Origin of the sequence: Ancylobacter sp. WKF20, assembly GCF_029760895.1 — a bacterium.
Lineage (GTDB): Bacteria > Pseudomonadota > Alphaproteobacteria > Rhizobiales > Xanthobacteraceae > Ancylobacter.
On the sequence record NZ_CP121679.1, the window covers coordinates 2,699,111 to 2,717,036 of the forward strand.

The 17,926-nt window shown below is 66.0% G+C and carries 14 protein-coding genes; 11 read left to right on the plus strand and 3 right to left on the minus strand.

The features are described 5' to 3' along the window. Positions 1–847: 847 nt before the first annotated feature. The 4 genes from AncyloWKF20_RS12520 to frc (AncyloWKF20_RS12535) all read left to right on the plus strand — a co-directional run bounded on the left by AncyloWKF20_RS12520 (position 848) and on the right by frc (AncyloWKF20_RS12535) (position 6,308). Positions 848–1,573 carry a GntR family transcriptional regulator gene (locus tag AncyloWKF20_RS12520; RefSeq protein ID WP_267585108.1) on the plus strand — a complete coding sequence of 242 codons (726 nt, stop codon included), beginning with the start codon at positions 848–850 and terminating at the stop codon, positions 1,571–1,573. Positions 1,574–1,645: 72 nt separating this feature from the next. After that, positions 1,646–3,385, plus strand: a complete 1,740-nt coding sequence (oxc, locus tag AncyloWKF20_RS12525; protein WP_279314381.1) for an oxalyl-CoA decarboxylase — start codon at positions 1,646–1,648, stop codon at positions 3,383–3,385. A 108-nt stretch (positions 3,386–3,493) separates the two neighbouring features. Continuing rightward, positions 3,494–4,771 (plus strand): formyl-CoA transferase, encoded by a 1,278-nt coding sequence (gene frc, locus AncyloWKF20_RS12530; RefSeq protein WP_279314382.1) that lies wholly within the window; start codon positions 3,494–3,496, stop codon positions 4,769–4,771. A 286-nt stretch (positions 4,772–5,057) separates the two neighbouring features. Beyond that, positions 5,058–6,308, plus strand: a complete 1,251-nt coding sequence (gene frc, locus AncyloWKF20_RS12535) for a formyl-CoA transferase (protein WP_267585105.1) — start codon at positions 5,058–5,060, stop codon at positions 6,306–6,308. Between the two features lie 589 nt (positions 6,309–6,897). On the opposite strand, the gene AncyloWKF20_RS12540 is transcribed toward frc (AncyloWKF20_RS12535), so the two are convergent. Then, positions 6,898–7,707: an IclR family transcriptional regulator gene (locus tag AncyloWKF20_RS12540; RefSeq protein ID WP_279314384.1), complete on the minus strand. Its 810-nt coding sequence runs from the start codon at positions 7,705–7,707 to the stop codon at positions 6,898–6,900. Positions 7,708–8,065: 358 nt separating this feature from the next. Here AncyloWKF20_RS12540 and gcl point away from each other — a divergent pair, with 358 nt between their 5' ends. From gcl to sucD, 7 genes are all read left to right on the plus strand, one after another. Then, complete coding sequence (gene gcl, locus AncyloWKF20_RS12545; protein ID WP_279314385.1) at positions 8,066–9,832, plus strand: glyoxylate carboligase; 1,767 nt, start codon at positions 8,066–8,068, stop codon at positions 9,830–9,832. 177 nt (positions 9,833–10,009) lie between these two features. Beyond that, complete coding sequence (hyi, locus tag AncyloWKF20_RS12550) at positions 10,010–10,795, plus strand: hydroxypyruvate isomerase (protein WP_279314386.1); 786 nt, start codon at positions 10,010–10,012, stop codon at positions 10,793–10,795. A 44-nt stretch (positions 10,796–10,839) separates the two neighbouring features. Beyond that, positions 10,840–11,730, plus strand: a complete 891-nt coding sequence (glxR, locus tag AncyloWKF20_RS12555; RefSeq protein WP_279314387.1) for a 2-hydroxy-3-oxopropionate reductase — start codon at positions 10,840–10,842, stop codon at positions 11,728–11,730. Positions 11,731–12,099: 369 nt separating this feature from the next. After that, positions 12,100–13,077, plus strand: a complete 978-nt coding sequence (locus tag AncyloWKF20_RS12560) for a 2-dehydropantoate 2-reductase (RefSeq protein ID WP_279314388.1) — start codon at positions 12,100–12,102, stop codon at positions 13,075–13,077. A 12-nt stretch (positions 13,078–13,089) separates the two neighbouring features. Further along, positions 13,090–13,863 (plus strand): fumarylacetoacetate hydrolase family protein, encoded by a 774-nt coding sequence (locus tag AncyloWKF20_RS12565; protein WP_279314389.1) that lies wholly within the window; start codon positions 13,090–13,092, stop codon positions 13,861–13,863. Positions 13,864–13,961: 98 nt separating this feature from the next. Continuing rightward, positions 13,962–15,161: an ADP-forming succinate--CoA ligase subunit beta gene (sucC, locus tag AncyloWKF20_RS12570; protein ID WP_279314390.1), complete on the plus strand. Its 1,200-nt coding sequence runs from the start codon at positions 13,962–13,964 to the stop codon at positions 15,159–15,161. Then, positions 15,161–16,057: a succinate--CoA ligase subunit alpha gene (gene sucD, locus AncyloWKF20_RS12575; RefSeq protein ID WP_279314391.1), complete on the plus strand. Its 897-nt coding sequence runs from the start codon at positions 15,161–15,163 to the stop codon at positions 16,055–16,057. The genes sucC and sucD overlap by 1 nt, the downstream gene beginning before the upstream one ends. Before the next feature lie 122 nt (positions 16,058–16,179). Here the strand turns inward: sucD and AncyloWKF20_RS12580 are convergent, their stop codons facing one another. Both AncyloWKF20_RS12580 and AncyloWKF20_RS12585 read right to left on the minus strand, forming a co-directional pair. Next, entirely contained in the window at positions 16,180–16,308 is a 129-nt protein-coding gene (locus AncyloWKF20_RS12580) for a hypothetical protein (RefSeq protein WP_267585097.1), read from the minus strand. A gap of 185 nt (positions 16,309–16,493) precedes the next feature. Further along, positions 16,494–17,906: a hypothetical protein gene (locus AncyloWKF20_RS12585; protein ID WP_279314392.1), complete on the minus strand. Its 1,413-nt coding sequence runs from the start codon at positions 17,904–17,906 to the stop codon at positions 16,494–16,496. Positions 17,907–17,926 lie beyond the last annotated feature (20 nt).

Consider the following 17,926-nt stretch of genomic DNA (forward strand, 5'->3'; position numbering starts at 1 on the left):
CCACAGCCGCGCCCGGCCCAAGTCGGGGATCCCCGGGCCAAGCCCGGGGATGACGCGTGAGGTACGGGACGCGCGTGAACGAGGCGTCACGCGATCCCGGCTCGGCCTTGTGGCCGTCCGGGATGACGGCGTCAGGGACCGCGGCCCCGTTCCGCCCGAACACCGCCATGGCCGGGCTTGGCCGGGTCTTCGTGTCCCGGACGCCTGAAGCGCCAGCGGAAGGCGATCCGGGACCCAGCGAAAGAATCTTTGGCTTTGAAGCGTGATGACCGCTTGCCGGCACCGGGAAGACTCTAAAGCCGCCTGCGGCGGCGTTTCCCCTGGACCCCGGATCGGCGCCGGGCGGCGCCCGGCTTGTCCGGGGAACGGGGTGGCCGTGTTCCGCAGGAGCCCCGTCATGGCCGGGCTTGGCCCGGCCATCCACGACTTGGCGCGTGCGGGGATTGGCGCATGCGGGGAGAAGACGTGGATCCCCGGGTCAAGCCCGGGGAAGACGGCGTGAAGGGCTGAGAACGCCAGCGTCGCCCGGGATGACGCCCCACCCTCACACGGCCCGCTGATCGGCCGGAACACCCGCCCCACCGTCACCTCGCGAACTTTTGCATCCACTCTGGGGCAAACTGTTCAGGCGGCCTCGCCAGCGCTTTTGACCCGTGGTATACTGCATACGCAATTCGGTGATGACGGCTTGGAACACCTTGTAATTCAACGGTCGGCGCGAGGCTGACCTTTGGGAAGAAGGAGCTCCCCTACCCCGTTCTTCAGGGGGATTCCAATTGACACGTTGGTATTTGGTATGCCAAATTTCTTGAAATCCCCGGCGGAAGACCTCCGCAGAGGAGCGTCCGTGAGCAGCAAGGCAGTTCTGAACAAGCGCTGGCAAAGCGGCGATCATGGCTTGGCCATTGAGCGCCTGCCGGCCAAGGAGAGCTTCAAGAGCAAGGCCTACGCCGCTCTCAAGGAAGCCATTACCAACATGAACATCTACGGCTCCAGTGAGCCGGTGCTGCTCGACGAGCGGGACATTTCCGAGCGTCTCGGCGCAAGCCGGACGCCGATCCGCGAGGCGGTCGCGATGCTGGAGCAGGAAGGCCTGCTCCGCGCCGTGCCCCGGCGGGGAATTCTGGTGGTACGCCGTTCCAAGGCCGAGATCATCGAGATGATCGAGGCCTGGGCGGCGCTGGAAAGCATGGCGGCCCGCCTCGCCACTCAACGCGCGAGCGATGAGGCGATCGCCGAGCTGAGGACGTATTTCAAGGAGTTCGATCTGTCCGGGATCGAGCGCGACCGGTGCGACGAATATTCCTCCGCGAATATCGCGTTCCATCAGGCGCTGATCCGGTTGAGCGGCTCCTCACTGCTCGCGGCGATGACGGATAACCTGTTCTTTCATGTACGGGCCATCCGCCATCGCACGATCTTCGAGATGGACCGGGCGCAGCGTTCGGCGGCCGACCATCAGGAGATCATCATTGCTCTCGAGGCGCGGGACGCGGACCGCGCCGAGCGTCTGGTGCGAGACCATACGCTCCGCCTCGCGCGGCACGTCGAGAGCCATGTTGACCTGGACTGACGAGACGTATCGGACATTGACTTGGATTAAGGGCGGCAAAACCCGCCGAGGAAGTTTGGGAGGGAATACGGGATGTCTGCAGTTGCACAAGTGATCGACGTGAACACGGCGACCGAGGTCGAGCAGGAGCTCACGGACGGTTTCCACCTCGTCATTGATGCGCTGAAACTGAACGGTATCGAGACGATCTACGGCGTGCCCGGCATTCCGATCACCGACCTCGGCCGCATGGCCCAGGCCGAGGGCATCCGGGTCGTGTCGTTCCGCCACGAGCAGAACGCCGGCAACGCGGCCGCCATCGCCGGCTTCCTGACGAAGAAGCCGGGCGTGTGCCTCACCGTTTCGGCGCCGGGCTTCCTCAACGGCCTGACGGCCCTGGCGAACGCCACCACCAACTGTTTCCCCATGATCCTCATCTCCGGCTCCTCGGAGCGCGAGATCGTCGACCTCCAGCAGGGCGACTATGAGGAAATGGACCAGCTCGCCATCGCCAAGCCGCTCTGCAAGGCGGCCTTCCGCGTGCTGCACGCCGCCGACATCGGCATCGGCGTCGCCCGCGCGATCCGCGCGGCGGTCTCCGGCCGTCCGGGCGGCGTCTATCTCGACCTGCCGGCCAAGCTGTTCTCGCAGGTGATGAACGCCGACGCCGGCGCCAAGTCGCTGGTCAAGGTCATCGACGCCGCCCCGGCGCAGATCCCGGGCCCGGACGCGGTGAAGCGCGCGCTCGACGTCCTCAAGGGCGCCAAGAAGCCGCTCATCATCCTCGGCAAGGGCGCGGCCTACGCGCAGGCCGACGAGACCATCCGCGAATTCGTCGAGACCTCGGGCATCCCCTTCCTGCCGATGTCGATGGCCAAGGGCCTGCTGCCCGACACCCATCCGCTCTCGGCCGGCGCGGCCCGCTCGACCGTCCTCAAGGACTCCGACGTTGTCCTCCTCGTCGGCGCGCGCCTCAACTGGCTGCTGTCGCACGGCAAGGGCAAGACCTGGGGCGATGCGCCCAAGCAGTTCATCCAGGTCGACATCGAGCCCAAGGAAATGGACTCCAACGTCGAGATCGCCGCGCCGCTGGTCGGTGACATCGGCTCGGTGGTGTCCGCCCTGCTCGACGGCATCAAGTCCGGCTGGACCGCTCCCTCCAAGGAGTGGATCGACGCGATCAACTCCCGCAAGGAAGTCAACATCGCCAAGATGTCCCAGCGCCTGCTGAAGAACTCCACCCCGATGGACTTCCACTCGGCGCTGGGTGCTCTCAAGCAGGTCATCAAGGAGCGTCCCGACGCGATCCTCGTCAATGAGGGCGCCAACACGCTCGACCTCGCCCGCGGCGTCATCGACATGTACCAGCCGCGCAAGCGTCTGGACGTCGGCACCTGGGGCGTGATGGGCATCGGCATGGGCTTCGCCATCGCCGCCGCCGTCGAGACCGGCAAGCCGGTGCTCGCGGTCGAGGGCGACTCGGCCTTCGGCTTCTCCGGCATGGAGGTGGAGACGATCTGCCGCTACAACCTGCCGGTCTGCATCGTCGTCTTCAACAATAACGGCATCTATCGCGGCCTCGACACCGACCCGACCGGCCGCGATCCGGGCACCACGGTGTTCGTGAAGGACAGCCGCTACGACAAGATGATGGAAGCCTTCGGTGGCGTCGGCGTGAACGCCACCACCCCGGACGAGCTGAAGCGCGCCGTCGACGAGGCGATGAACTCCGGCAAGCCGACCCTCATCAACGCGGTGATCGACCCGGCGGCCGGCAGCGAGTCCGGCAACATCGGCAGCCTGAACCCGCAGAGCGTCGTGAAGAAGAAGTAATCCAGCCGGGCGCGGGCGGGGAAAATTCCGCCCGCGCCCACCTTCCAACCTTGCCAAGCGGCCGGCCAAAAAAACAGAGCCGCGGCAAATACTTCGAGAGGAAATGCCATGGGAAAGGCCCTGGACGGCGTCCGAATCCTTGACTTCACCCACGTTCAGTCCGGCCCCACCTGCACCCAGCTTCTGGCGTGGTTCGGGGCGGACGTCATCAAGGTCGAGCGTCCCGGCGAAGGCGACGTGACCCGCGCCCAGCTTCGTGATGTCCCCAATGCGGACAGCCTCTATTTCACGATGCTGAACTCCAACAAGCGCTCCATCACGCTCGACACCAAGAATCCCGAGGGCAAGAAGGTCCTCGAGGAGTTGGTGAAGATCTGCGACGTGATGGTCGAGAATTTCGCGCCGGGCGCGCTGGACCGCATGGGCTTCACCTGGGAGCGTATCCAGGAGCTGAACCCGCGCATCATCCTCGCCTCGGTCAAGGGCTTCGGCCCCGGCCCGTTCGAAGACTGCAAGGTGTATGAGAACGTCGCCCAGTGCACGGGCGGTTCGGCCTCCACCACCGGCTTCCGCGACGGGCTTCCCCTGGTCACCGCCGCGCAGATCGGCGATTCCGGCACCGGCCTGCACCTGGCGCTGGGCATCGTCACCGCGCTCTACCAGCGCACGCTGACCGGCCGCGGCCAGAAGGTGCTCTGCGCCATGCAGGACGCCGTGCTGAACTTCTGCCGCGTCAAGATGCGCGACCAGCAGCGCCTCGAGCGCGGCCCGCTGCGCGAATACAGCCAGTTTGGCGAAGGCATCCCCTTCGGCGACGCCGTGCCGCGCGCCGGCAATGATTCGGGCGGTGGCCAGCCGGGCCGCATCCTGCGTTGCAAGGGCTGGGAGACCGATCCCAACGCCTACATCTATTTCATCACCCAGGCCCCGGTCTGGTCGAAGATCTGCGACGTCATCCACGAGCCCGACTGGAAGACCGACCCGAACTACGCGACGCCGGCCGCGCGCCTGCCGCACCTCAACGAGATCTTCACCCGCATCGAATCGTGGACCATGGCCCACACCAAGTTCGAGGCGATGGAGATCCTCAACGAGTACGACATTCCCTGCGGCCCGGTGCTCTCCATGAAGGAGATCGCGGAGGATCGCTCGCTCTACGAGACCGGCACGCTGGTCGAGGTCGATCACCCCACGCGCGGCAAGTACCTGACCGTCGGCAACCCGATCAAGCTGTCGGACAACGACGTCGCAGTCGAGCGCTCGCCGCTGCTGGGCGAGCACACCGAGGAGATCCTCGCGAGCGTGCTCGGCCTCGATGCGGCCGAGATCGAGCGCATCAAGACCTCCGGCGCGGTCGGCGAGACGGTGCGCCTGGCGGCTGAGTGACACGAATTTCCCTGCCGCGGCCTCTCGGGGCGGTGGCGGTGAGGATACAGGCCACCGGCCGGCGCTCAGGCGCCCGGTCGGCGGTCTGATGCCAGGGTGAGCGAGAACAAGTCCGGCTCGAACCGAAGTCGATCACCACCTGGGAGTTGCCTCCGGCCAACGGGTTCGCCCGGCCGGCGGCGTAGGGAGAAGGAAGTGTCCTCATCCAAGAGGGATGGGGATCTCAATCCGGCGGCAGGGTGAGCCTCCGACCGGACTGTTAACGCTGAAAGGGAAGTCGACCACGATGTCTAAGCCGCTCGAAGGTATTAAGATCATCGATTTCACGCACGTCCAGGCTGGTCCGGCCTGCACGCAGCTTCTGGCCTGGTTCGGTGCCGACGTGATCAAGGTCGAGCGCCCCGGCGCCGGCGACGTCACCCGTTCGCAGCTGCGTCACGTCAAGGACGCCGACGCGCTGTACTTCACCATGCTGAACTCCAACAAGCGTTCGCTGACGCTCGACACCAAGACGGCGCAGGGCAAGGAAGTCCTGACCCGGCTCATCAAGGAGTCGGACGTCATGGTCGAGAATTTCGGCCCCGGCGCTCTCGACCGCATGGGCTTCACCTGGGAGCACATCCAGTCGCTCAACCCGGGCATGATCCTCGCCTCGGTGAAGGGCTTCTCCGAAGGCCACGCCTATGAAGACCTGAAGGTCTACGAGAACGTCGCGCAGTGCGCCGGCGGTGCCGCCTCCACCACCGGTTTCTGGGATGGCCCGCCGACCGTGTCGGCCGCCGCTCTCGGCGACTCCAACACCGGCATGCACCTGGCCATCGGCATCCTGACCGCGCTCCACCAGAAGGTGAAGACCGGCAAGGGCCAGAAGGTCGCCGTGTCCATGCAGGATTCGGTGCTCAACCTCTGCCGCGTCAAGCTGCGTGACCAGCAGCGCCTCGACGCGCTGGGCTATCTCGAAGAGTACCCCCAGTACCCCCATGGCGAGTTCTCGGACGTGGTTCCGCGCGGCGGCAATGCCGGCGGCGGCGGCCAGCCGGGCTGGGTGCTGAAGTGCAAGGGCTGGGAGACCGACCCGAACGCTTACATCTACTTCACCATTCAGGGCCACGCCTGGGCGCCGATCTGTAAGGCTCTCGGCAAGCCGGAGTGGATCGACGATCCGGCCTACAACACCGCCGAAGCCCGTCAGGACAAGATCTTCGACATCTTCGCCTTCATCGAGTCCTGGCTCGCCGACAAGACGAAGTTCGAGGCCATCGACATCCTGCGCAAGTTCGACATCCCCTGCGCTCCGGTGCTGTCGATGAAGGAAATCGCCAACGACCCGTCGCTGCGCAAGAGCGGCACCGTGGTCGAGGTCGATCACCCCAAGCTCGGCAAGTACCTGACCGTCGGCTCGCCGATCAAGTTCTCGGACGTCGAGGTGGAGATCACCGCCTCGCCGCTGCTCGGCCAGCACACCAACGAAGTGCTCGCCGATCTCGGCTACTCGCAGGAGGAAATCTCCGCGATGCACGACGCCAAAGCCGTCTGATTTAGGCGACCCTGTGATCGGACCTCGGGTCTGATCCAGAACCTTCGGGCGACGCCCTGGCGCCGCCCGCCCCTTCCGCGAGAGGCCTCGATCACGGGGTGGAGGCGCGGAAGCCCTATCGGCTGTCCCGTTCAAAGCTGCGCGGCAAATCGCGGCGGGCGGGATGGACCTCAGAGCCTCCCGGAGCGGAACGAAGGGTTTTCCCGACGTTCGGTTCCTCCTAGGCGACTGGTGCCGGCGCTTCCAAGCGCCGGCATTTTTTTGTCCGGTCGGGCTGTGTCCCGAGCGAGGACTGGCGGCGACACTTTCGCGACGAGGGTTGGGGAAAGGGCTCGCGGCCGAGGGTCGGCGAGGCGCTCACACCGGTCGGCCTCACTGCACTCGTCGGCCTGATCGTCCACCTGACTGCACTGACTGGCCATTGGTGACCAGTCAGGCCGGTGTGTCCGCTCATAGGCAAAAATGCAAGCAAGCCGGGCGCGTCGGCGCTCAGTAGCGGCGTGCCCAGCACCGCCACAATTCCTGTAAGCGGTGTTTTTATACCTTCACGAATGGAGCCGCCTGCGCCGTCGCGTGACCGGCCCGCCGGTCAGCTCCCAGAATAGCGGGCGGTGAGCCGGCGCGCGGCTTCCTTTACCTGTCCACCGAGATCGGCGATGCGCTCGGGGGGCATCCGCACCGTCGGGGCCGAGATCGAGATCGCCCCCACCGGCTCGCGCCATTCATCCAGCACCGCCGCCGCGACGCAGCGCATGCCCGGCGTATGTTCTTCATCGTCAATGGAAAAGCCGCGCTCGGCGATGATGGCGAGGTCCGCCTGGAGCGCGCGCCGGCTCACATGGGTGTGCTCGGTGTAGCGCGGCAGCTGGTCGCCCCCGAGCCAGGCGCGGCGGGCTTCCGGGTTCATCGCGGCCAGAATCGCCTTGCCGCCGCCCGAGGCGTGAATGGGCAGAAAACCGCCGATCCGGAAGAAGGCGCGCACCGCCGCGTGGCTCTCCACCTGCGCCACGCACACCAGATGTTCCCCGTCGATCAGGGAAAGATTCACCGTCTCGTTCACCCCGTGGGAGAGCTCACGCAGCAGCACGCGGCCGATTTCCGGCAGCTTGCGGATGCGTAAGTAAGCCGAGCCGATACGGAAAAGCCCGACGCCGACGACCCAGTGCCCGGTCGCCGCGTCATGCCCCACCAGCCCCCGCCGCTCCAGCGTGGTGAGCAGGCGATGCACCGTGGAAGTCGGCAGCTCGGCGGCGCGCGCCACTTCACTCAGCGACAATCCATCAGACAAAGCAAGCACTTCAAGCAGCGCGATGGCCCGGTCGAGCGACTGCACCTCGCCCCCGGCCTCGCCGGTGGGCGGCCGTCCGCGGCGGCGTGTGGTCGAGACGGCATCGGTCATCGCGGCGTGATCTCCTGGGCGCGGCTGGCGGGCGGGCGGCGGCTCACCGGCCTTATGCCACCGGCGCCGAACAGGCTCGCCCTATCATAAAGGCGCATCCGCCGCTTTTTCGCAAATCAGAAATATATCCCGTATTGCGGAAATGAGAGGGGCGTGGCATGTTTTGCGCGATTTCGGAAATTCATTCCGCAGCGCGGAAAGAATCCTGCCGCTCCGCAGCACGGCCCTTGCGCCGCTCGCCTGCCCTGTGGCCGCCGAAACCGGAGATTTTGAACAGTCGAGACGGCCGGCCGGGCACCGCCGGCCCTGCGCAGAGCGGGGCGATGCCGGTTGGCTGACGACGACAGGAGGAAGTGCCATGGCCAAGATGCGTGCCGTCGATGCAGCGATCCGCATTCTCGAAAAGGAAGGCGTGACGACCGCCTTCGGTGTTCCGGGTGCCGCGATCAACCCGTTCTATTCCGCCATGCGGGCGCACGGTAAGACGCGCCACATCCTCGCCCGCCACGTCGAGGCCGCCTCGCACATGGCCGAGGGCTACACCCGCGCCAAGGCGGGCAATATCGGCGTGTGCATCGGCACCTCCGGCCCCGCCGGCACCGACATGATCACCGGCCTCTATTCGGCCTCCGCCGATTCGATCCCGATCCTGTGCATCACCGGCCAGGCGCCCCGCGCCCGCCTCTACAAGGAAGACTTCCAGGCCGTCGACATCGAGTCGATCGCCAAGCCGGTCGCCAAGTGGGCCGTCATGGTCCGCGAGCCGGCGCTGGTGCCGATGGTGTTCCAGCAGGCCTTCCACGTCATGCGTTCCGGCCGTCCCGGCCCGGTGCTGATCGACCTGCCGATCGACGTCCAGCTCGCGGAAATCGAGTTCGACGAGGACACCTATTCCCCGCTCGAGGTCTACAAGCCCAAGGCGACGCGCAAGCAGGCCGAGAAGGCCATCGCCATGCTGAACGAGTCGGAGCGCCCGCTCATCGTCTCCGGCGGCGGCATCATCAACGCCGACGCTTCGGCCAAGCTCGTTGAATTCGCGGAACTTACCGGCATTCCGGTGATCCCGACCCTGATGGGCTGGGGCACCATTCCCGACGATCACGACCTGATGGCCGGCATGTGCGGCCTGCAGACCTCGCACCGCTACGGCAATGCGAACATGCTGGCCTCGGACTTCGTGTTCGGCATCGGCAACCGCTGGGCCAACCGCCACACCGGCTCGGTCGACGTCTACACCAAGGGCCGCAAGTTCATCCATGTCGACATCGAGCCGACCCAGATCGGCCGCGTCTTCGGCCCGGATCTCGGCATCGTCTCGGATGCCGGTGCGGCGCTCGACCTCTTCATCGAGGTCGCCAAGGAATACAAGGCGGCCGGCACGCTGAAGGATCGCGCGGCCTGGGCCGCCGAATGCCTCGGCCGCAAGAAGACCATGCTGCGCAAGACGCATTTCGACAACGTGCCGCTGAAGCCGCAGCGCGTCTATGAGGAGATGAACGAGGCGTTCGGCCGTCACACGCGCTACGTCTCGACCATCGGCCTCAGCCAGATTGCAGGCGCGCAAATGCTGCACGTCTACGAGCCGCGCAACTGGATCAATTGCGGCCAGGCCGGCCCCCTCGGCTGGACCCTGCCCGCCGCCCTCGGCGTCCGCGCGGCTGACCCGGACGCGGAAATCGTTGCGCTTTCAGGCGATTACGACTTCCAGTTCCTCATCGAGGAGCTCGCCGTCGGCGCCCAGCACAAGCTGCCCTACATCCATGTCGTCGTGAACAACTCCTATCTCGGCCTGATCCGTCAGGCCCAGCGCGGCTTCAACATGGACTTCGAGGTCTCGCTGGCCTTCGACAACATCAATGCCGACGAAAATGCCGGCTATGGCGTCGACCATGTCGCGGTCGCCGAGGGTCTCGGCTGCAAGGCGGTGCGCGTCTCCTCACCCAATGAGTTCAAGGATGCCTTCACCCGCGCCAAGGCGCTGATGAAGGAGCATCAGGTGCCGGTGGTCATGGAGTTCATCCTCGAGCGGGTGACCAACATCGCCATGGGCACCGAGATCGACGCGGTGAACGAGTTCGAGGAAGTCCTCGACCTGCCGCTCGAGAGCATCAAGGAAAACGCCTGACGCGTCGCGCCCCTCCCTCCCCTCCCCCCACAGGGCGGTGCGGGAGGGGCGCCGTCGTCGTCTGGCTTTCCCGCGGACGCGGTTTCATGCAAACGCTGCAGGCTGCGTCCATAGCTGTGTCAGCCGGTCCGCCCGGCCATCAGCCCCGTTTTCGTGATCCCTGCCCAGGAGCGGTTCATGCCCCGTTTTGCCGCCAATCTCACCATGCTCTTCAACGAGGTGCCCTTCCTCGACCGGTTCGAGAAGGCCGCCGCCGCCGGCTTCACCGGCGTCGAGTACCTCTTCCCCTATGACTTCCCGGTCGAGGAACTGGTCGCCAAGCTGAAGGCCAATGGCCTGCAGCAGGTGCTGCACAACCTGCCGGCCGGCAATTGGGGCGCCGGCGAGCGCGGCATTGCCATTCTGCCGGACCGGGTGGACGAGTTCCGCGCGGGTGTCGACAAGGCGATCACCTATGCGACCGCCTTGGGGTCGCCGCAGGTCAACATCCTCGCCGGCATCGCCCCGGCGGGCGTCGAGCGGGATGTCCTGCACAAGACCTTCGTGGAGAACCTGAAGTTCGCTGCGCCGAAGATCAAGGAAGCCGGCCTGAAGCTGCTGATCGAGCCGATCAACACGCGCGACATTCCCGGCTTCTTCCTGAACTACACGAAGCAGGCGAAGGCGATCATCGAAGAAGTTGGCTCGGACAACCTGTTCATCCAGTACGACATCTATCACATGCAGATCATGGAGGGCGATCTCGCCCGCACCATCGAGGCGAACCTACCGCAGATCGCGCATATCCAACTCGCCGACAATCCGGGCCGCTTCGAGCCGGGCACGGGCGAGATCAATTACGCATTCCTGTTCCGCCACCTCGACGCCATCGGCTACGCCGGATGGGTCGGGTGCGAGTACAAGCCGAAGGGCGACACCGCCGCCGGCCTCGGCTGGATCAAGGCTCTCGCCCCGACGGCGTGAGCGGCGCGGTCAACAACATAGTCTAGGAAACGAGGACATCTGAGATGGCGAAGGTTGGATTTGTCGGTCTCGGCATCATGGGCGCGCCGATGGCGGGCCACCTGATCGATGCGGGCCATGAGCTGTATCTCTACGACATCAAGCCGGTTCCGGCCGAGCTGACGGGCAAGGGCGGCATTGCCGCCGCGACCGCCACCGAGGTGGCGAAGAACGCCGACATCATCATCACCATGGTGCCGGATACCCCGCATGTGGCGGCCGCGCTGTTCGGCGAGAACGGCATCGCGGCGGGGCTGACGCCGGGCAAGATCGTGGTCGATATGAGCTCGATCGCTCCGGTCGAGACCAAGGAATTCGCCAAGAAGATCAACGAGCTCGGCTGCGACTATCTCGACGCGCCGGTCTCCGGCGGCGAGGTCGGCGCCAAGGCCGCCTCGCTCACCATCATGGTCGGCGGCCCCGAGGGCGCCTTCGAGACGGTGAAGCCGCTCTTCGAGAAGATGGGCAAGAACATCACTCTGGTCGGCGGCAATGGCGACGGCCAGACCACCAAGGTGGCGAACCAGATCATCGTCGCGCTGAACATCCTCGCCGTCGGCGAGGCGCTGCTCTTCGCCTCCAAGGCGGGCGCCGACCCGGCCAAGGTGCGCCAGGCGCTGATGGGCGGCTTCGCCAATTCGCGCATTCTGGAAGTGCATGGCGAGCGCATGATCAAGCGCACCTTCAACCCGGGCTTCCGCATCGAGCTGCACCAGAAGGACCTGAACCTGGCGCTGAACGGCGCGCGGCAGATGCAGATGTCGCTGCCCTCGACGGCGCTGGCGCAGCAGCTGTTCAGCGCCTGCGCGGCCAATGGCGGCGCGGCGTGGGACCACTCGGCCCTCGTCAAGGCGCTTGAGCTGCTGGCCAACCACCAGGTCGCCCCCGACGCGTGAGTGGCGGGCACGTCCAATCAGACATAGCCGGAGTTCGGGGGCGCATGCGCCCCCGAACCATTTTCAAAAACAGTAAGCATTGCTGTCCCGCCAGTCGAGATGAGTGCCTGACGTAGTCTTTTGCGCCATACGGAAGACAATTGTTCTGGCCTTTACACGGTGGACAAGCCGGCGCCCGGCGACGTAATCTATCGTGTGCGTCGCAAACACGCCCCGCGAAGACCGCGAAGCGGCACAACATGCGCGACGTATTATCACGCCCAACACATCGCTCTTGACTAGGGTCCAAACCTCCCTAATCATGGCATACAAAATACCAAACAAGATGCCGTGCGCCGCGGGGGCAGCACGGTCGCAGGAGGGAGTCCAATGAAGGTCTGCATCTATGGTGCTGGCGCAATCGGTGGCTATGTCGGCGTTCAGCTGAAGCGTGCCGGCGTCGATGTCAGCCTGGTGGCGCGTGGCGCGCACCTCGAGGCCATGAAGAAGAATGGCCTGAAGCTGCTCATCGACGGCGAAGAGCGCGTGGAGCACATTCCCTGCTCCGACAACCCGGCCGATCTCGGCCCGCAGGATTACGTCATCGTCGCCCTCAAGGCGCATTCGGTGCCGGGCGTCGTTGACGCCATGCAGCCGCTGCTGGGCAATGACACCGCCGTCGTCACCGCCGTCAACGGCGTGCCGTACTGGTACTATTACAAGCATGGCGCCCACCTCGAGGGTAAGACGCTCGAGAGCGTCGATCCGGGCAGCAAGCAGTGGAACGGCCTGCGCCCCGAGCGCGCCATTGGCTGCATCGTCTATCCGGCGACGGAAGTGGTCGAGCCGGGCGTGATCAAGCACGTCTATGGCGACAAGTTCCCGCTGGGCGAGCCCTCGGGCGAGATCACCGAGCGCGCGACCAAGCTCTCCGAGGCCTTCGCCGCCGGCGGCATGCGCGCCCCGGTGCTGCCGAACATCCGCGACGAGCTGTGGCTGAAGCTGTGGGGCAATCTCTGCTTCAACCCGATCAGCGCGCTGACCCACGCGACCCTCGACGTGATCGCCTCCGACCCCGGCACCCGCGCTGTCGCCAAGGCGATGATGCTGGAAGCGCAGGAGATCGCGGTGCAGTCCGGCGTGAACTTCCGCGTCGGCGTCGAGCGCCGCATTGATGGCGCGGGCGCCGTCGGTGCCCACAAGACCTCGATGCTGCAGGATCTCGAGCGCTCGCGCGCCATGGAGATCGACGCGCTGGTGACCGTGGTCCAGGAAATGGGCCGTCTCGCGGGCATCCCGACCCCGACCATCGACATCGTGCTCGCCCTGGTTCGCCAGCGCGCGCAGATCGCCGGCTGCTACAACTGAGTTTCCTGCACGATGGCACATTGGGTTCGTTACAGCCGCGCGGGCGTGACCGGTTTCGGCACGCTCGACGGCGACACCATCTCCGTTCACTCCGGCAACATGTTCAACGGGGCCCAGCCGACCGGGGAGCGCATCGCGCTCTCCGAGGTCGCGCTGCTGGCGCCGACCGAGCCGACCAAGATCCTGGCGCTGTGGAACAATTTCCACGCGCTGGCGGCCAAGCTGAATTCGCCGGTGCCGCAGGATCCGCTCTATCTGCTCAAGGCCGGCTCCAGCCTCACCACCCCCGGCGCCACGGTGAAGCGGCCCGGCTCCTATGATGGCAAGATCGTCTATGAGGGCGAGCTCGGCATCATCATCGGCAAGACGGCGACCGCCATCTCCGAGGACGAAGCCGGCGACCATATCTTCGGCTACACCTGCGTGAACGACATCACGGCGGCCGACATCATCAACAAGGACGCGACCTTCGCCCAGTGGGTGCGGGCCAAGAGCTTCGACGGTTTCGGCCCCTTCGGCCCGGTCGTGGCGACCGGTGTCGAACCGTCCAGCCTCGTCGTGCGCACCGTGCTGAACGGCCAGGAGCGCCAGAACTACCCGATCAGCGACATGATCTTCTCGGCCCGCCAGCTGGTGAGCCGGATCTCCCACGACATGACGCTGAACCCCGGCGACCTCATCTGCTGCGGCACGTCGATCGGGGTGGGAACGATGAAAGAACCCTCCAACGCGGTGGACATCGTGATCGAGGGCATCGGGACGCTCAGCAACACTTTCGTGCAGTAGCGTCTCGGCGCATCAGCGCCTATAGGGAAATAGGATACGCCAATCGACGGGAGCGCCCGGCGCGCTCCCGGCCGCGCGGTTGTGGAGGAGCGGGACTAATGAACATCCATGAGTATCAGGCCAAGGGAGTGCTCCGCGAATACGGAGTCCCGGTGCCCAACGGAGTCGCCATTCTGAACGCGGCCGAGGCGGATGCCGCGGCGACGCAGATTCCCGGCCCGGTCTGGGTGGTGAAGAGCCAGATTCACGCGGGCGGCCGCGGCAAGGGCAAGTTCGTCGAGGCCGATGCCGGCGAGAAGGGCGGCGTGCGCGTCGTCAAGTCGGCGGCGGACGCGGCGGCCAACGCCAAGCAGATCCTCGGCAAGACCCTCGTGACCCTGCAGACCGGCGCGGCCGGCAAGCAGGTGAACCGCGTCTATATCGAGGAAGGTTCGGAGATCGAGAAGGAGTTCTACCTCTCCGCCCTCGTCGACCGCGCCACCTCGCGCGTTGCCTTCGTCGTCTCGACCGAAGGCGGCATGGACATTGAGGAAGTCGCGCACTCGACTCCCGAGAAGATCCACACCTTCTCCATCGACCCCGCCACCGGTGTGATGCCCCATCACGGCCGCACCGTGGCGCAGGCGCTTGGCCTCACCGGCGACCTCGCCAAGCAGGCCGGCGATCTCGTCGCCAAGCTCTATGCCGCCTTTGTCGGCAAGGACATGGCGATGCTCGAGATCAACCCGCTCGTCGTCACCAAGGACGGCAAGCTGAAGTGCCTCGACGCCAAGATCTCCTTCGATTCGAACTCGCTCTACCGCCACCCGGACGTGATGGCGCTGCGTGACGAGACCGAGGAAGACGCCAAGGAAATCGAGGCCTCCAAGTACGACCTCGCCTATATCGCGCTCGACGGCACGATCGGCTGCATGGTGAACGGCGCGGGCCTAGCCATGGCGACGCTCGACATCATCCAGCTCTATGGCGAGAGCCCGGCCAACTTCCTCGACGTCGGCGGCGGCGCCACGGAAGAGAAGGTGACGGCGGCGTTCAAGATCATCACCGCCGACCCGAAGGTGAAGGGCATCCTCGTCAACATCTTCGGCGGCATCATGAAGTGCGACGTCATCGCGCGCGGCGTGATCGCGGCGGTCAAGGCGGTCGGCCTGTCCGTGCCGCTGGTGGTGCGCCTCGAAGGCACCAATGTCGAGGAAGGCAAGCAGATCATCCGCGACAGCGGACTGAACGTGATCCCGGCGGACGACCTCGACGACGCCGCCCAGAAGATCGTCAAGGCTGTGCAGGGAGCCGCCTGATGTCCATTCTCATCAACAAAGACACCAAGCTGATCACCCAGGGCTTCACCGGCAAGAATGGCACGTTCCATTCCGAGCAGGCGCTGGCCTATGGCACCAAGGTCGTCGGCGGCACCTCGCCGGGCAAGGGTGGCTCCACCCATCTCGGCCTGCCGGTGTTCGACACCGTCGCCGAAGCGCGTGAGAAGACCGGTGCCGATGCGTCGGTCATCTATGTGCCGCCGCCGGGCGCCGCTGATGCGATCTGCGAGGCCATCGCGGCCGAGATCCCGCTCATCGTCTGCATCACCGAGGGCATTCCGGTGCTCGACATGGTGAAGGTGCGCCGCGCGCTGGATGGTTCCAAGTCCCGCCTCGTCGGCCCGAACTGCCCCGGCATCGTCACCGCCGGCGAGTCGAAAATCGGCATCATGCCGGCCAACATCTTCAAGAAGGGCAATGTCGGCGTCGTCTCGCGCTCCGGCACGCTGACCTATGAGGCCGTGTTCCAGACCTCGCAGGAAGGCCTCGGCCAGACCACGGCGGTCGGCATCGGCGGCGACCCGGTGAAGGGCACCGAGTTCATCGACGTGCTCGAGCTGTTCCTGGCCGATGACGCGACCGAGTCGATCATCATGATCGGCGAGATCGGCGGCTCGGCGGAGGAAGAAGCGGCGCAGTTCCTCAAGGACGAAGCCAAGCGCGGCCGCAAGAAGCCGATGGTTGGCTTCATCGCCGGCCGCACCGCCCCTCCCGGCCGCCGCATGGGCCATGCCGGCGCCATCATCTCCGGTGGCAAGGGCGGCGCCGAGGACAAGATCGCGGCGATGGAAGAGGCCGGCATCGTGGTCTCCCCCTCCCCGGCGCGCCTCGGCAAGACGCTGGTCGATGTGCTGAACAAGCGCGTCGCCGCCTGACGCAGCGCAACATAAGCTGACGGAAAACCCCGCGTCGGATGCCCGGCGCGGGGTTTTTTCATGTCGACAGGGTCCGAAGTGTTAGGTCGCTCGCGGCCATCAGGCGCGTGGCGCCGCCCGCCTCAGACCGGGAAGCACTCGGGCGCAAGCACCGCAACATCTTCGCTATCAAGGGTTTGGACGAGCATGATGGTCATCCAGGCATGACACGCGATGAGCAGCGGCAGCACGGGAAAGACTGACTCAAACATGTGCGGCTCCGATCCTCGATCCTATTGCAGTGCAACGTAATCGAAGTCGAATGTTTCTGGTATACCTAATACCACGGAGCCGCTTTGCGCTGAACGCATGGCAAGGCTACGCCTAGGCAGGGCGATGTCCCTACCGAGGCGCATGATGTCGATGTCGTTAAAGGTCGATGAGAGAGGCGGTTAGCTCAGTTAGCCGTCGCGGCGGGGACCGGCAGGCCCCACTTCGAGAAGGCCTCGCGGAACGCCTGATCGCCCGGCACGCCCTTTTCCAGCACCAGAATCGCCCGCCGGCCGTTCTCGAACACCACCGGCAGATCGAGGAAGTTGCGGGTGATGAGCAGGCCAAGATTGCGCTGGCGGTCGGTCTCGATGGCCGAGAGGCCGATGAGGAAGAAGCCCGGCGCCACGCGAACCGGCAGGCCGATCAGCGGAACGCCCTGCGCGCCTTCCGAGGCCTTGGCGCGCATGCCCGGCACGGTGCCGGCATTGCCGAGGTCGAAATTCGGCGGCAGCTCGAACTGCACCTCGATGATGTGTGAGGCGGGAATGCCCGGATCCTGATTGCGGCGCAGCCGCAGGGTCACCTTTACATTGCGATCGGGAATGGTGACCACGGCGCGGATACCGATATCCGGCCCCGTACCGTTCTGTCCCTGGAACGTCTCGGTGCTCCAGACGACATTGCCGACATATTGCTGCAGGCTCTGCTCGCCGCCGCCGGCGCTTTCCTCGAACATCACGGCGCGCTGGGCAACGCCCACGCCCGCGCCCTGCGGGGCGACGACGGGCGCCGCCGCCGGGGCGGTGCGCGTGCTGTCCGGAGCCGCTTGGGCAATGCGATCGTTGGACTTCGTGACCTCGGGGCCGGACGGCGCCGCCGTGTCGGTCTCCGCCACAGGCGCGGGCGCCGAGGCGCCGCCACCATTGACGAGGGCGAGGATGGTATCGCGCTGCGTGAAGCCGACCACGCCCGCGCCAATCAGCAGAAGGGCGGCGACGGCAAGGGCGATGAGACGACCACGCCCACCCTTGGCCGGCGTGTCGTCCTCGACAGCAGCATGACGCTCGCCGGTGAGACGGGCATTGAAGCCGTCGCCCGCCTCCTCATCCGGCCGAAGACCGGAAAAATCCTGCGTCGCCGAGAGGGCCGGATCATCGGCCCACGAATCGCGCCCGGCCCGACCCGCGGCAAGGGCCGTCAGTTCGTCATCGTCGCTTTCGGGAGCCGGCGCTGCCGGACGGCGGGGCGCCGAGAAGGCGTCGCGCGCGGCCTGCGGCACACGGGGCGCCGCGACCGGTGCCGGCTCAGCTGGTGCGGGGGCGGCGGCGGGAGCGGGAGCGGCAACCGGCGCCGGCGGCACCACGGCCTCCGCCACCGGCTCGTCCGCTCCGGCATAATCCTGCTCCAGACGCCGGATGGCCTCTTCGAGCGAGAGCTGCTCCCGCTCGATATCCTGATCACGCAGCGGCGGATCAGCATTGCGCAGCTGCGCCAGCAGCGCCCGGCGCGCCCGATCATAGACAGTCCGGCGACCCGCCTCGGAACGATCCGGGAGGCCGCCAATGGCACGCGCGAGGAGCGGATAGTAATCGGCCATTACGCTACGATGTCACTTCG

What these genes read in the sequence shown, in the direction of transcription:
- oxc (WP_279314381.1), top strand. Translation starts at nt 1,646, where the DNA reads ATGTCTGCAGTTGCACAAGTGATCGACGTGAACACGGCGACCGAGGTC.
- sucC (WP_279314390.1), top strand. Translation starts at nt 13,962, where the DNA reads ATGAACATCCATGAGTATCAGGCCAAGGGAGTGCTCCGCGAATACGGA.
- hyi (WP_279314386.1), top strand. Translation starts at nt 10,010, where the DNA reads ATGCCCCGTTTTGCCGCCAATCTCACCATGCTCTTCAACGAGGTGCCC.
- glxR (WP_279314387.1), top strand. Translation starts at nt 10,840, where the DNA reads ATGGCGAAGGTTGGATTTGTCGGTCTCGGCATCATGGGCGCGCCGATG.
- AncyloWKF20_RS12585 (WP_279314392.1), bottom strand. Translation starts at nt 17,906, where the DNA reads ATGGCCGATTACTATCCGCTCCTCGCGCGTGCCATTGGCGGCCTCCCG.
- AncyloWKF20_RS12580 (WP_267585097.1), bottom strand. Translation starts at nt 16,308, where the DNA reads ATGTTTGAGTCAGTCTTTCCCGTGCTGCCGCTGCTCATCGCGTGTCAT.
- AncyloWKF20_RS12565 (WP_279314389.1), top strand. Translation starts at nt 13,090, where the DNA reads ATGGCACATTGGGTTCGTTACAGCCGCGCGGGCGTGACCGGTTTCGGC.
- sucD (WP_279314391.1), top strand. Translation starts at nt 15,161, where the DNA reads ATGTCCATTCTCATCAACAAAGACACCAAGCTGATCACCCAGGGCTTC.
- AncyloWKF20_RS12560 (WP_279314388.1), top strand. Translation starts at nt 12,100, where the DNA reads ATGAAGGTCTGCATCTATGGTGCTGGCGCAATCGGTGGCTATGTCGGC.
- frc (WP_267585105.1), top strand. Translation starts at nt 5,058, where the DNA reads ATGTCTAAGCCGCTCGAAGGTATTAAGATCATCGATTTCACGCACGTC.
- gcl (WP_279314385.1), top strand. Translation starts at nt 8,066, where the DNA reads ATGGCCAAGATGCGTGCCGTCGATGCAGCGATCCGCATTCTCGAAAAG.
- AncyloWKF20_RS12540 (WP_279314384.1), bottom strand. Translation starts at nt 7,707, where the DNA reads ATGACCGATGCCGTCTCGACCACACGCCGCCGCGGACGGCCGCCCACC.
- frc (WP_279314382.1), top strand. Translation starts at nt 3,494, where the DNA reads ATGGGAAAGGCCCTGGACGGCGTCCGAATCCTTGACTTCACCCACGTT.